The 13,687-nt window shown below is 49.4% G+C and carries 9 protein-coding genes, 1 tRNA gene and 1 rRNA gene; 6 read left to right on the top strand and 5 right to left on the bottom strand.

What is annotated here, in order from left to right; genetic code table 11:
• Nucleotides 1-48 precede the first annotated feature (48 nt).
• The 4 genes from H8K43_RS08245 to H8K43_RS08230 all read right to left on the bottom strand — a co-directional run bounded on the left by H8K43_RS08245 (nt 49) and on the right by H8K43_RS08230 (nt 5,091).
• Complete coding sequence (locus H8K43_RS08245; RefSeq protein ID WP_186903400.1) at nt 49-1,314, bottom strand: tyrosine-type recombinase/integrase; 1,266 nt, start codon at nt 1,312-1,314, stop codon at nt 49-51.
• Nucleotides 1,315-1,480: 166 nt separating this feature from the next.
• Nucleotides 1,481-1,570 (bottom strand) — tRNA-Ser (locus H8K43_RS08240).
• Between the two features lie 90 nt (nt 1,571-1,660).
• Nucleotides 1,661-2,125, bottom strand: a complete 465-nt coding sequence (locus H8K43_RS08235; protein ID WP_186903720.1) for a rhodanese-like domain-containing protein — start codon at nt 2,123-2,125, stop codon at nt 1,661-1,663.
• Nucleotides 2,126-2,205: 80 nt separating this feature from the next.
• The gene (locus H8K43_RS08230) at nt 2,206-5,091 is read right to left on the bottom strand and encodes a bifunctional diguanylate cyclase/phosphodiesterase (RefSeq protein ID WP_186903399.1); all 2,886 of its coding nucleotides are present in this window, start codon (nt 5,089-5,091) and stop codon (nt 2,206-2,208) included.
• 629 nt (nt 5,092-5,720) lie between these two features.
• Here H8K43_RS08230 and glnA point away from each other — a divergent pair.
• From glnA to H8K43_RS08205, 5 genes are all read left to right on the top strand, one after another.
• Nucleotides 5,721-7,136 (top strand): type I glutamate--ammonia ligase, encoded by a 1,416-nt coding sequence (glnA, locus tag H8K43_RS08225; RefSeq protein WP_162021101.1) that lies wholly within the window; start codon nt 5,721-5,723, stop codon nt 7,134-7,136.
• Nucleotides 7,137-7,269: 133 nt separating this feature from the next.
• The gene (locus tag H8K43_RS08220) at nt 7,270-7,758 is read left to right on the top strand and encodes a DUF4124 domain-containing protein (RefSeq protein ID WP_186903398.1); all 489 of its coding nucleotides are present in this window, start codon (nt 7,270-7,272) and stop codon (nt 7,756-7,758) included.
• Nucleotides 7,759-7,844: 86 nt separating this feature from the next.
• Nucleotides 7,845-8,912 carry a nitrogen regulation protein NR(II) gene (glnL, locus tag H8K43_RS08215; RefSeq protein ID WP_408058502.1) on the top strand — a complete coding sequence of 356 codons (1,068 nt, stop codon included), beginning with the start codon at nt 7,845-7,847 and terminating at the stop codon, nt 8,910-8,912.
• A 56-nt stretch (nt 8,913-8,968) separates the two neighbouring features.
• A complete protein-coding gene (gene ntrC / locus H8K43_RS08210) occupies nt 8,969-10,447 on the top strand; it encodes a nitrogen regulation protein NR(I) (protein WP_186903396.1) in 1,479 nt (492 codons plus the stop codon).
• A gap of 187 nt (nt 10,448-10,634) precedes the next feature.
• Nucleotides 10,635-11,462: an HDOD domain-containing protein gene (locus H8K43_RS08205; RefSeq protein WP_186903395.1), complete on the top strand. Its 828-nt coding sequence runs from the start codon at nt 10,635-10,637 to the stop codon at nt 11,460-11,462.
• Nucleotides 11,463-11,538: 76 nt separating this feature from the next.
• On the opposite strand, the gene H8K43_RS08200 is transcribed toward H8K43_RS08205, so the two are convergent.
• Entirely contained in the window at nt 11,539-13,143 is a 1,605-nt protein-coding gene (locus H8K43_RS08200) for an NAD(P)/FAD-dependent oxidoreductase (protein ID WP_186903394.1), read from the bottom strand.
• A 471-nt stretch (nt 13,144-13,614) separates the two neighbouring features.
• Here H8K43_RS08200 and H8K43_RS08195 point away from each other — a divergent pair.
• Nucleotides 13,615-13,687: ribosomal RNA gene (locus H8K43_RS08195) — 16S ribosomal RNA — on the top strand; the annotation flags it as partial.

Genomic DNA, 13,687 nt, shown 5'->3' with positions numbered 1-13,687 from the left:
TTTCATGCGGGTTTGCGAGGAAAAAATGCTGGTAAGCTGCGCCAGTACTCAGGCCTGTTTGAATGTAGCGTGAATGACGTTGCTGGAAGCCTTCACGCCGTCCAAGTAATCCGCCCAGTGCTGCATCATCTTTTTGCGTTCATCCAAGAATTGAGCCCGATCATAGGCGCTGGCAATTTTGTCTTTCTGAGCGTGGGCAAGCTGGCGATCTACTGTTTCATGTCGGTAGCCTAGCTTTTCCTTGAGTGTGGTCATCGCTAAGGCGCGGAAACCGTGCGTCGTCATTTTTCCTTCATAGCCCATGCGGTTTAAGGCCATGCGGATAGCATCGCCGGACATGGGTTTGCTGTGGTCGCGTTGGTTCGGGAATAGGTAAGTGCTACCGCCTGTGTAGCCGTGCAGTTCTTTCAGTAGCTCCAGTCCTTGGCGAGACAGACAAACGTGGTGATCTGTCTGATCTGGGTTAATGGTCAGCTTGCCGCGTTTCATGCGCTGCCATGGGATTACCCACTCACCGGTTTCTAAATTGATTTCGCTCCATGGTGTGGTGCGTAGCTCACTGCTGCGAACGAAAATCAGCAACATCAGCCGCAGGGCAATACGGGTTGGCGCATATAGTCTGGCATCGTTTTTATTAATGGATTCCAGAAAAGCAGGTAGTTCGTCTGGTGAAATGGCGGCAAAGTGTCCGGCCTTCACTGGTTTAAGTACGTCTTTCAAGTCGGCGGCAGGGTTGCGGTTCTCAATGCCATGCTGATTCGCATAGCTAAAGACTCGGGCGCATGTCGCCTTCAAGCGGTGCGCGACTTCACCAGCGCCACGCTCTTCAATCTTGCGCAAGGCCGCAATCATTTGCTTATGCGTTATTTCGCTGATAGGGAGTTTCCCTATTTCTGGAAAGATATCCTTTTCTAGTCGGTTAATGGTGTCTTTGGCGGTGGCCGCACTCCACGCACTCAAGCGGGTGTTATGCCATTCGCGGGCGATTTTTTCAAAAGTATGGGCGGCTGATTCAGCGGCAAGCTGCTTCTTTTCGTCGCGTTCGGCGGCAGGGTCAATGCCTTCCTTGAGTAGCTTGGCTGCGGCCAGACACTTAGCCCTTGCCTCGGCCAGACCAATCAGTGGGTAGTCGCCAAAGCTCAGGCGATTGTTTTTCTTTGTGACTGGTCGCCGGTAAGCCATGCGCCAGCTTTTTTTTCCGGCTGGGTTGATTTCCAGATACAGGCCATTGCCATCAGCCAGCGTCCATGTCTTCTCTTTTGGTTTGCTGTTTTTAACCTGTATATCAGTCAGCGGGGTAGCGAGTTTCGGCATTTTGCATCCATGGCTTTTAGGTGGGTTTATCCATGGATGCAAGCATGGATGCAAAAAAGTGGGATGTCAATGCATTATCTGGCACGTCCTGAAACGAAAAACCCGCGCACTCACTGGGAGATACGCGGGCTTTTGGTGTTTCTTGGAACTGCTTGAAACTTAATTCTGGCGGAGAAGGGGGGATTCGAACCCCCGGTAGGGATTAACCTACGCACGCTTTCCAGGCGTGTGACTTAAACCACTCATCCACCTCTCCAACATGCTTTTGCATTTCTGCATCAGCGAAGTCCGCTATTCTAGCAAAGACTTATAAAAGATGGAAGCCCCTTTCGGCGAATACATGAATTTAAGCGCCGACCCAGGGTAATCCGTGCTGACACCAGCCGCCGACGCTCTTGCGATGGCCTTGGGTATCTTTGTCGCCTTCAAATCCTTCCAGAATGTCAAAGCAGTGTGTGTAGCCGTGTTCTGTTGCCAGCTTGGCAGCATGGCGCGAACGTACCCCTGAGCGGCAAAGAAACAGCAGCGGGGTCGCCTTATCCGGACAAATGTCCGCTAGCTGGGTCAGAAAGTCCGGGTTGGGTGTACCTCCCGGGTACAGACTCCATTGCACAGCATGGTGCTGTGCTTCAGCGAGCACCACCCGCCCAACCCAGTCGCGCTCTGCATTGGTTCTGACATCGATCAGGATGGCCTGATCATGCTGCTGGAGCAGGGTGTAAGCTTCTGTCGGAGTCAGCGTTCCCGCATAAGGAAAGCTGTTTTCAATGGCGCGCTGTTTAGCCAGCGCGATCAGATTCGTTTCTGACATCATCGTTTCCATTCATGAATAAGATACTGATCTGACATGAGCACTGTTATTGAGTCCTGAGTTGCCCTCAGGCAGTGCAATCAGACAGCAAGCGGTGTTTTGTGTGGAATATCGAGTGTAGCAGATGGCTTTCCGAATAAATATCCCTGGAAGGCATGACAATCCTGACTTTGCAAAAATGTACGCTGCGCTTCGGTTTCCACACCCTCGGCAATTACAGCCAGCCCCAGACTTTTTCCAAGCCCAATAATGGTGCGGGTGATCGCAGCATCGTTAGGATTGATCAGAATATCGCGCACAAAAGACTGGTCTATTTTTAGCTGATCCAGAGGTAACTTCTTTAAGTAGGTCAGAGAGGAATAGCCAGTGCCGAAGTCATCCAGCGAAAAGCAAACGCCATGTGATTTCAATAGTTGCATTTTTGCGATGATCTCTTCTACATTATCGACCAGCACTGACTCTGTGAGTTCGATTTTGAGTTTTCTTGGGTCGGCACCGCTGGAATCGAGCGCGCTCAGAACAAGATCCACAAAATCAGCCTGTCTGAATTGCTTGGCGCTAACGTTAACTGCCAGCGTCAGATGCGCACTGGCTGCGTGCTCTGACCAGGATTTCAATTGTAAGCAAGCCTCTTGAATCACCCAGTTTCCGAGTGGGATAATTAAACCTGATTCTTCTGCTAACGGAATAAACTCCGCCGGAGAAATCATGCCTTTTTCTGGATGGCGCCACCGTATCAAGGCTTCCGCACCTATCCATTTTCCAGCGCTGTTGACTTGTGGTTGATAAAATAAGGTAAATTGCCGCTCATTGATACCGATACGTATATTGTTTTCCATGGCGGCCCGGGCTGCAATGATGTCTAACATATCCGGATTAAAGAAACAGATATGATCGCCGCCTTCCGCTTTGGCTTCATACATGGCAACTTCCACTTGTTTCAGCATGTTTTCAGCGCAGGTTTCGCTGGTCCCAAACAGGTCTATACCTATGCTCGCCGTTGTATGGAAGGGGTGACCATCGAGATCAAAAGGGTGTTTGATGTCTTCCAGGATAGCAGAGGCAAATGACCTGACTTCAATTGCCGTATCGCGCAGATTCTCACTGAGGTCTTCCAAAATGATGATGAATTCATCACCGCCTATGCGGGCCAGGGTATCGCCTTTTCCTGTGCGGACTTGCAGTCGCTTCGCAATTTGCTGCAGCAGTAAATCGCCTTTTCCATGGCCCGAAGTATCATTAATCGTTTTGAAATTATCCAGATCTAAAAACAGGATTGCGCCGTAACGATGGCTGCGTGCATTGCTGACTAGCGCATGTTGAAGTCTGTCCAGTAGCAGGCGACGGTTGGCGAGACCTGTCAGCGGATCGTGGTAGGCCAGATGTTCCAGTTTGGCTTCAGTCGCTTTTCTTTGAGTAATGTCTAGCATGGTGCCAACATAATTGACGATGGCACCGTCCGCGGCGCGTATAGCGGTGATCGTCAGCCATTCCGGATAAATTTCACCATTCTTGCGCCGGTTCCATATTTCCCCTTGCCACAACCCCTGCGTTTCTAATTGCTGCGCCATATCGGCATAGTAAGCAGAGCCATGTATGCCTGATTTCAATAAGCTGGTGGTTTTTCCCAGTACCTCGTCCCGTTCGTAACCAGTAATCCGGGTGAAGGCTTGATTGATGCGCAAGATGTTTCTGTGCTGATCGGTGATGACGATGCCTTCCTGTCCTTCAAAGGCGATCGCAGCGATCCTTAAGTCATTTTCAATTTTTTTGCGCTCGGTGATATCCTGAACAGTCCCTATGCAGCGCATTACAGCCGTGACCGGATCGTGATCGTGTTCAATCTGAGAATGCACCCATTTGAGTTGATCGCCTATCTGTAATCTGTATTCGACGGACGCGGCATGGCCTTGTCTGGCTTGCTGCCAACCGGCAAGTGCGATAGCACGGTCGTCGGGATGTATCTGTGTCAGGACAGAGTCGCAGGAAATTGTGGTTCTCTGACCTAGTCCCCAAATGCGAAAGGCTTGCTCCGTGCCACGGATTTCCATGGTGCTCAGGTCGGCAATCCAGCTACCGGTTTGCGATATGGATTGCGCACGTTGTAAATCTTTTTCCCGTGCCACCAACTCGCCTGTGCGCAAACTCACCAGTTTGCGCAAGCCTTTTTTTTGTTCACGTGCTGATAGCAGTAAATGTGTCATGACAGCCAGCATTGCGCTGAGTAGCAGTGCTATTCCAAATTTTAAAGGAGGAGCAGTGGCAAACCCAGTAACGCTGCTTATGTTGACGTCTAAGATCCAGGTGGTATTCGGTAAGCTAAAGCTATGACGCACACTATTCAAGTCAGAAAAGTGTGCACTTTGATCAATGATCTGTTTTTTACCTGTCTCCGGATGTATGCGCCAAAGTTCATATTGATGTCCGCGTTTAGCCAGCTCCGGAAGTTCTGCGTCGTTCAAAATTTTTGGTAGAGATATAACCACAGAGACGATACCCCAAAGCGTTTCCTTCCCGCTTGCATCCTCCAGGTAAACTGGCAATCTGCCGATGACACCAGCTCCGCCACGTTTTAGCTCTAAGGGGCCAGCCAGGCTCAGTTGCTTACTTTGGACAGCCAGCATAGCCTCTGTTTTACGCGTAGTGTCGTGCATGAGGTCTATGCCTAAACCCACGCTACTCAGGCTGACTGGTACGACAAACTGTGTAATTCCGCCAGGTGCCAGGTAAATCGCATTAATGCTGGGATGGTATTCCAGCAGCTGTTCAGCAAATTGGGTAAAGCCTTCCGTTTTCCCTTGATTTTGCTGAATAAAAGCACCGACGGCATAGCTGGCAGACAGCGCATGGGCGAGTTTGTGCTCCAATGAGTGGGCTTGCATTAATGCGAGCTCTGAAGCCTGGTTGTGCTGCTCGCTTTGCGCAGCCTGATCGAGCTTGCCGATGATCGTTGTACTGAATGTCATCGCCACACAGAATGCCAATACCACCCAGATTCTGGAGTTGATTCGCTTGATTTGGGAGGAGATGGGCATTGTGTTGAAACGCTCTGTTAAGGAAAGTAAATTATTTCTTTGAGGAAAGTATATGCGACAAATGAAGTTCGATGTAATTTTTGCAGCGCGTTTGAGAAAATGAGACTCAATCTTATTTGCAAGTCGATCACTGCTGTGTGATGCAAATCAAGCAGAATCGCGTTGCATGCACTATTCTGAGCACGACTTTGAATAAAGATAATCGAGCGCCAAGAAGTTGCACCACAAAGATGCTTCAAATTGGACGCGCTTATTCTTTGCGCTAATTTAGTGCAAAATATTTTTTTTGCTGTGTTTTGGTGCGCTGCTGATTTTGCGCTATATTGGTTTTCTACGAATGCTTATGCAAAAAATCATTAAAAACAGTTGTTTAGGTAGTTGTTGCGTGATGCCGGGGTTTTTAAGTGGGGTGGCATAGATTCTGCTAATAAGACGTATGAGTTTAAGCGTCGCAGTTTGAATACGTAAGTCAAGAAGATAGTTTGGCGGGTTTTCTGCTGTGCACAGTCAGGACACTCGGCAATTTCCGAATTTTTTTTGCTCTATTTGAGGAGTTTCACATGGCAATGACAGCAGCAGAAGTCTTGAAAATGGCGAAAGACAACGAAGTAAAGTTCGTTGACTTCCGTTTTGCTGACACACGAGGCAAAGAACAGCACGTGACTGTTCCAGTTTCCCAGTTTGATATGGATAAGTTCGAGTCTGGTCACGCATTTGACGGCTCATCCATCGCAGGTTGGAAAGGTATTGAAGCTTCTGACATGTTGTTGATGCCTGATCCAAACACAGCAAACATCGATCCTTTCATGGAAGAAACCACATTGTTCATGCAATGTGACGTCATCGAGCCTTCCGACGGTAAGGGTTATGACCGCGATCCGCGTTCTATCGCCAAGCGCGCAGAAGCTTATCTGAAATCTTCTGGCATCGGTGATACAGCGTACTTTGGTCCTGAGCCAGAATTCTTTATTTTTGATGGCGTACGCTGGAACGTTGATATGTCCGGCTGCTTCGTGAAGATTGATTCCGAAGAAGCTTCCTGGTCAACTGGTGCCAAGCTCGAAGGCGGCAACTCCGGCCACCGTCCTGCAGTTAAAGGCGGCTATTTCCCGGTTCCTCCGGTCGACAGCTTCCAGGATATGCGCTCTGAAATGTGCCTGATCCTCGAATCTCTGGGTATTCCTGTAGAAGTGCATCACCACGAAGTGGCTGGCGCTGGTCAGAACGAGATCGGCACCAAGTTCTCTACACTGGTGGAGCGTGCTGACTGGACACAAAATCTGAAATACGTCGTCTGGAACGTGGCTCACACTTACGGCAAAACAGCGACATTTATGCCTAAGCCTATCGTTGGTGACAACGGTTCCGGTATGCACGTACATCAATCTATCTGGAAAGATGGCAAGAATCTGTTTGCTGGCGACGGTTATGCAGGCCTGTCTGATTTTGCGCTGTACTACATCGGCGGTATCATCAAGCATGCAAAAGCGCTCAACGCGATCACCAATCCGGGTACTAACTCCTACAAACGTCTGGTTCCAGGCTTTGAAGCTCCGGTAAAACTGGCTTACTCTGCGCGTAACCGCTCTGCTTCTATCCGTATTCCTTACGTGGCAAATCCAAAAGGCCGTCGCGTGGAAGCACGTTTCCCTGATCCACTGGCGAACCCATATCTGTGCTTCTCCGCACTGATGATGGCGGGTCTGGATGGTGTTCAGAACAAGATACACCCAGGTGAAGCAGCGACTAAAGATCTGTACCATCTGCCACCTGAGGAAGATGCACTGATACCTACAGTTTGCTCTTCTTTGGAAGAAGCGTTGGATGCACTGAACAAAGATCGTGAATTCCTGACACGTGGTGGCGTATTCAGCGACAGCATGATCGATGCCTACATCGATCTGAAAATGCAGGAAGTTCAGCGCTTCCGCATGACTACCCATCCGGTAGAGTTCGATATGTACTATTCCCTGTAATCATCAGGGCGAAAAAAGCGGGGCTAGCCCCGCTTTTTTCTTTGTTACGACTGGTAACGGCTGGTAACGTCTGATTGTGCACTGCCCCTGCTTCGCATACACTAAGAGCCTGTTTTTTGACTTTTGAATGATTATGAAGCGACTTTTGATTGGTTTGATCTCTACGATTGCCTTCCATGGGCTGGCCCTTGCGCAGACCGAGGTATTCCTGTGTGTGGATGAGAACGGCAAGAAAGAGTACAAGAATACCGGGGCAACTAAGGGTTGTAAGAAAGTAGAGTTACCTGGTATTACTATGGTGCCTGCACCTGTTTTGCCGCCTGCGCCGAAAAAAGCACAGGCTAAATCCGCTTCCAGTCCGGCTGACTTCCCTAAAGTGGATGAGGGTACACAGAAAAGCCGTGATGCAGACAGAAAGCAGATACTCAGCGATGAATTGAAAACTGAAGAGCAGAAGCTGGCAGACTTGAAAAAAGAGTTTAATAACGGCGAGCCCGAACGGCGTGGCGATGAGCGTAATTACGCCAAATATCTGGAGCGCACTGCGATGATGAAAGATAACATCGCACGTACAGAAAAAAATGTCGAAGCATTGCGTCGTGAGATTGCTAACCTCAAGTAATGAGGGGGGCGACTGGCCTGCATGCGGGCATGATGTTTGCGTAAGAAGGTCGCGGTAGGCGACCTTTTTTTATGGATACTGGTTTGATGACACCTTCTTTTTTTTCCGGTCTGGATTTACTGACTTCCGCGGTCATTGTGCTGGATGACGCGTGTGCCGTGGTGTACGCAAATGCCGCTGCTGAAAACTTACTGGAAAGCTCGGCGCGATCGCTCGTCAATCAAAAGCTCAGCGATTTGTTTTTGAATGCGGATGATTTACTTCAGGTGTTTCATCAGGCGGTCGAGCATCAGTTTGCAGACAAGCGTCAGGACTTGACGCTGCAGCGCTCCGGGCGCGAACCATTGCATGTGCACAGTATTGTGACCGCACTGGATAACCCAGACATGCCAGTGCTGATCGAGTTAAGAGAAAATGTGCAGCAACTCAAGCTGGATCGTGAAGAGCGCATGCTGGATCAAAGTCAGGCTAATAAAGAACTGATTCGTAATCTGGCACATGAAATCAAAAATCCACTCGGTGGAATTCGTGGCGCAGCCCAGCTGCTGGAGCTTGAGCTGCCTGAGCGGCAATTGCGTGAATTGCGGGAATATACCCAGGTCATCATCAAAGAGGCAGACCGCCTGCAGACTTTGGTCGATCGCTTATTGGCACCTCACCGCCATCCTCACATCGTTGGCGATGTGAATATTCATGAAGTATGTGAGCGGGTGCGCAGTCTGATTGTGGCTGAGTTCCCGCAAGGACTGTCGATACAGCGCGATTACGATTTATCGATTCCTGAGTTCCGTGGCGATAAGGAGCAATTGATACAGTCTGTGCTGAATATTGCGCATAACGCGGCGCAAGCCCTGTCAGACCGGATTATTCAGGGCGATGCTGTACTGACTTTTAAAACTCGCGTTGTGCGTCAAATCACGTTAGCCAAGGTGCGTTACAGGCTGGCATTAGATTTGCATATCATTGATAACGGCCCCGGTATTCCCGCTGAAATACGTAACCGGATTTTTTATCCGCTGGTCTCTGGCAGAGAGGGTGGCAGCGGCTTGGGGCTAACGCTGGCGCAGACTTTTGTGGCTCAGCATATGGGTACGATTGAATGCGAGAGTCGTCCAGGTTGTACGGATTTCAGAATACTGATTCCCTTACCCTGATGAGTAATACTTACGCCACGCTGTGTTAAACCGAACATAAAACTGAAAAGAAAAATATGAAGCCAATCTGGATAGTGGATGATGATGAGTCGATTCGTTGGGTACTGGAAAAGGCGCTGGCCCGCGAAAGCCTGAGCACGCGTAGCTTTACCAATGCGCGCGATGCGATGACTGCCTTACAAACTGAGGCGCCGCAGGTGTTGGTATCCGATATCCGTATGCACGGCGCATCGGGTCTGGAGTTGCTGCAGGTGGTCAAGGCTAAGCATCCGGGTTTGCCGGTGATTATCATGACCGCTTTCTCAGATCTTGATTCGGCGGTGGCAGCATTTCAAGGTGGCGCATTTGAATATCTGGCTAAGCCATTTGATCTGGATAAAGCGGTTGAATTGATACGCCGTGCACTTGATGAAAGTCTGCGTGAATCCAGCGTCGAGCAGACCATTTCCGAAACCCCGGAAATTCTGGGCCAGGCGCCTGCAATGCAGGATGTTTTCCGTGCGATAGGGCGCTTGTCTCAATCCAATGTAACAGTCTTGATTACCGGTGAATCGGGTAGTGGTAAAGAACTGGTTGCGCGGGCATTACATAAACATAGTCCACGCGCATCCCAGCCATTTATTGCGCTAAATACGGCAGCGATACCAAAAGATTTGCTGGAGTCCGAATTGTTTGGGCATGAAAGAGGTGCCTTCACAGGAGCACAAACCACGCGGCGCGGTCGTTTTGAGCAGGCAGAAGGGGGCACTTTATTCCTCGATGAAATCGGAGATATGCCTTTCGATTTGCAGACGCGTCTGCTGCGGGTTTTATCGGACGGGCATTTTTACCGTGTCGGCGGACATCAGCCGCTAAAAGCGAACGTCAGGGTAATCGCAGCTACGCATCAGAATCTTGAGACGCGCGTCAAAGAGGGATTGTTTCGTGAAGACCTCTATCATCGTCTGAACGTCATCCGGCTCAGGCTGCCTAGTTTGCGTGAGCGACGCGAGGATATTCCCTTGCTCGCAAAATTTTTTCTGGCACAAAGCGCCAAGCAACTTGGTGTGGATGTGAAGCGCTTATCTGAACCGGCTGTGCATTACTTGTCTACGCTGGATTTCCCTGGCAATGTGCGTCAGTTGGAAAATCTGTGTAACTGGATTACAGTGATGGCGCCAGGACAGACTGTGGAAATTCCGGATTTGCCGCAGGATCTGACATCTACGGCTCAGGTAAGCGTTTCAGCGCCATTCAATGGCGAAGCGCGGCTTGCGAATGAAGTCATAGGCAATTCAATAGCCGCGGCTGTAACTGAGTCAGCTCCTCAAAACTGGCATGATTTGCTTGAGACAGAAGCTGCCTCCTTGCTGGCGGCGGCTGAGCCAGAAGTAATCGTCAAGCTCGGCAAAGAGTTTGAGGCGATTGTCATTCGTGCTGCACTCAAATACACGCATGGTCGCAAAAATGATGCGGCAGTCAGGTTGGGTATAGGGCGCAATACGATTACCCGGAAAATTCAGGAATTGGGTATCGTTGGAGCGAAAGAAGACTAGATATTTTCTTTGGGGAATTGAAAAGATCGTTGTTTCGCAGAGAAAATAGTTTTCTTTAGCGCAAATATCAGAGTATGATTTTTGATAGCGAGTAGCGCTATTTGTCAGAAAAGGCGATTTGTCATGTGAAATGACGATCAAGATGCAGGTCTAGGCAACACGGCCGCCAACATCCCAGGAGATGCCCATGAAACTCGATGCTCTGTTTCAGCAACAAAATGCCTTACCCTCCATTCCCAAAGTTGTCCAGGAAGTGATAGACAGCTTTAACAATGACAGTGTCTCGATTGATGAGATCGCCCGTAAGCTGTCTGCTGATCAGGTACTCAGTGCCAAACTGCTGCGCCTGGCAAATTCCTCCTACTACCATGCATCACGTACTGTAGGAAGTGTCGATGATGCGGTGCTTATGCTAGGGTTTATGACGGTACGCACATTGGTCGTCAGCTCAGGCCTGACCGGTGGATTTAAGGCGATGCCGGGTGTTGATTTGAAGCAGTTTTGGCGTTACAGCCTGAATACTGCCGTTGCTGCGAAATGGATAGCCAAGCAGGCACATGGGAATTCAGATTTTGCTTTTACCGTGGGGTTGATGCATGCAATTGGACAGTTGGTGATGCATGCAGGTATGCCAGAGCAGACTTTGCAGATTGATAAAATCGCAGGCCCGCTGGATGCGCGCCGCACCGATGTCGAGATGAATTCCTTCGGCTATGATTTTTATGATGTGGGCGCAGAGCTTGCCAAGCGCTGGCGTTTTCCGGAAACCTTTGCGATTGCGATTAAGGCCTGCGCCGAACCTTTGCAGCATGAGCCATTTGAACCGGTTGCCGCCATCGTGCATCTGGCTGCATGGCGTGCGCGTGCAGACGAGGCTAAGTTTTCTGCGGACGAGCTGGCGGCGACTTTCCCTGCCGCTGTTGCAAAAAAACTGGGCTTAAAAGAAGAGTTGTTTCTTGAAGAGATGCCTCCTATCTCAGAGTTGAGTGAGGGCTTGCAGGATTTGATTGCTTAGCCAACTCTGCTGCAGGATTCTTTTTTAGGTATGCATAAAAAAACGAGTGTCAGCCAACACTCGTTTTTTATTTTTCTTATTTGCCTTCGATATGAAGAGCAACTGCTTCCGCCACGCGTATGCCATCTACGCCAGCAGACAAAATGCCCCCGGCATAGCCAGCCCCTTCGCCAGCCGGATACAGACCCTTGGTATTTAAGCTGCACAGACTGTGATCGTCACGTTTGATGCGTATAGGGGAGGAGGTTCGCGTTTCGACGCCAGTCAGCAAGCCATCTCGCATCGCAAAACCTTTAATTTTTTTATCGAATGCCGGAATCGCTTCGCGCATGGCCGTGATCGCAAATTCTGGTAATGCCAGATGCAGATCACCCAATTCTATACCTGGTTTGTAGGAGGGGACGACTGAGCCCAATGCGGTGGACGGCTTGCCTGCAATGAAGTCGCCGATCAATTGACCTGGTGCGCTGTAATTGCTGCCGCCAAGTTCAAATGCTCTTGATTCCAGCTGACGCTGAAAGTCTATGCCTGCCAGCGGGTGTCCAGGATAATCTGCAGGCGTAATGCCAACCACAATCGCGCTATTAGCATTGCGTTCATTGCGTGAGTATTGACTCATGCCATTGGTTACAACGCGACCCGGTTCCGAGGTTGCTGCTACCACGGTGCCGCCAGGGCACATACAGAAACTATAGACGGAGCGTCCATTTTTCGCATGATGAACTAACTTATAGTCCGCTGCACCCAGGATTTTATTGCCTGCATTCGAACCAAAGCGCGCCTGGTCAATCACCGATTGCGGGTGTTCAATTCGGAAGCCGACTGAAAAAGGTTTGGCCTCAACGTAGACGCCACGGTCGTAAATCATCTGGAAGGTATCGCGCGCACTATGTCCAATTGCGAGTACCACGTGTCTGGTTGGCAGGTATTCATTATCATTAATATGCAGGCCGCGAACTTCGTGGTTCTGGATGTCGATATCGGTCACGCGTTGCTGGAATCGGATTTCGCCACCCAGCTCCTCAATGCGATGGCGCATCTGCTCTATCATTTTTACCAGACGAAAGGTGCCTATGTGTGGTTTGCTCACATACAGAATCTCTTCAGGCGCGCCAGCTTTGACGAATTCAGTCAACACCTTGCGGCCATAATGCTTGGGATCTTTAATTTGGCTATATAGCTTTCCATCAGAGAATGTGCCGGCGCCACCTTCGCCAAACTGGACATTCGATTCGGGTTGCAATTCACGTTTTCTCCATAAGCCCCAGGTATCTTTCGTGCGCTCACGAACCGTCTTGCCGCGCTCCAGAACGATAGGGCGATAGCCCATTTCTGCCAGAATGAATGCAGCAAATAAGCCGCATGGGCCGAAGCCGATAACTACCGGTCTTTCAAACGATGTTTTTCCTGCGTGCGCCACAAACTGATAGCTGGTGTCGGGCGTTGCTGAAATCTTTGGATGGTCTTTGCAGCGGTTCAGCACAGCCTTGTTATCGACCGTCTCAACATCAATTGTATATATCAGTAAGATGGACGTTTTTTTTCTCGCGTCGTAACTGCGTTTAAAAATGTTGTAACTAGTCATCTCACTCGAAGAGATTTTTAACTGCGCCAATATCGCATTAGTTAAGTCAGCTTCGGTGTGATCAAGTGGGAGCGATAGGTCGGTAATGCGTAACATAGTGGTGATCCAAAAAGCTTCCGTGCAGGACGGAAGTGGAAAATCTGAAAAGCAGTATTCTACCGTTTGGTAGCGTGCTTGAGGGAAATGCACATAGCCACCGCCTATATTGGAGCGGGCGAGCTTTTCGGTTTATGCAAATTATTTGAACGAAGGGCTTGCAAAGAGTCAGCGAGTCCTTCATAATCTCGTTTCTCTGCTGCTGACGAACAAAACGATTCGAAGCAAACGCCGCAAGGCAGGCAAGAAAAGAATTCAATATTCTGTGATCTTTAACAATTAACAGTCAATAAATGTGAGCACTTGATGAAAGCGCACCGCTTAGTTTTTAACTGAGCGGCAAGCTTAAAAAATATCAAATGCTTCACAAGAAATAAAACAAGACGATTTTCAGAGTTGGTAACAATTCAGAGAATTGAACTGTCAGTATTTTGAGTGAGCGACAGACAGAAATGTCTTTAAACAGAGATTAAACTGAAGAGTTTGATCCTGGCTCAGATTGAACGCTGGCGGCATGCCTTACACATGCAAGTCGAACGGCAGC

The organism is Cognatundibacterium curvum (assembly GCF_014284235.1).
GTDB lineage: Bacteria > Pseudomonadota > Gammaproteobacteria > Burkholderiales > Burkholderiaceae_D > Undibacterium > Undibacterium curvum.
This window is presented reverse-complemented; position numbering and strand designations above follow the sequence as displayed.